The organism is Pseudomonas sp. HMWF006 (assembly GCF_003061205.1).
In the GTDB taxonomy this organism is placed as follows: domain Bacteria; phylum Pseudomonadota; class Gammaproteobacteria; order Pseudomonadales; family Pseudomonadaceae; genus Aquipseudomonas; species Aquipseudomonas monsensis.
Genome location: NZ_QAIU01000420.1, coordinates 1 through 731 on the forward strand (window position 1 = coordinate 1; position 731 = coordinate 731).

At 61.8% G+C, this 731-nt stretch carries 1 protein-coding gene; it reads right to left on the bottom strand.

All coding sequences use genetic code 11. From position 1 onward, the window contains the following. On the bottom strand, positions 1 to 731 hold a 731-nt coding region (locus tag DBR24_RS17405), incomplete at both ends, for a PLP-dependent cysteine synthase family protein (RefSeq protein WP_256591594.1).

The following is a 731-nucleotide window of genomic DNA, read 5'->3' on the forward strand; positions in this document are numbered from 1 at the left end:
ACTCATACCCCTGCGCCTTGAGCCAGTCCTGGTCGTAATAGGTGTCAGCGTAACGCTCACCGCCATCGCACAAAATCGCCACGATCGACCCCGACTCCCCCGCCGCTTTCATCTGCTGCGCCGCCATCAATGCGCCAATCAGATTGGTGCCGCTCGACCCGCCGACATGCCGCCCCAGACGCTGCGCCAGATAATGCATGGCCGCCAGCGACAAGGCGTCCGGCACCTTGACCATCGCATCGATCACCTTGGGCAGAAACGACGCCTCCACCCGAGGCCGGCCAATTCCTTCAATCCGTGAACCGCAATCCAGACGCAGGCTGGCGTCGCCAGTCTGGTAGTAATCAAAGAACACCGAACGCTCGGCGTCGGCGCACAACACGCGAGTGCAGTGCTGGCGATAGCGCACATAGCGGCCAAGGGTCGCAGTGGTGCCGCCGGTGCCGGGGCTGGAAATCAGCCAGCTCGGTTCCGGGTGTTTCTCGTAGCGCATCTGCTGGAAGATCGATTCGGCGATGTTGTTGTTCGCCCGCCAGTCCGTGGCGCGCTCGGCATAAGTGAATTGATCGATGAAGTGGCCGCCATGCTCGCGCGCCAGACGTTCGGACTCGGCGTAGATCTGCGTCGGATCCTTCACCAGATGGCTCTGGCCACCGTAGAAGGCAATTTGCGCGATCTTCTCCTTGGAGGTGGTCGCCGGCATCACCGCAATGAACGGCAAACCGAGCATC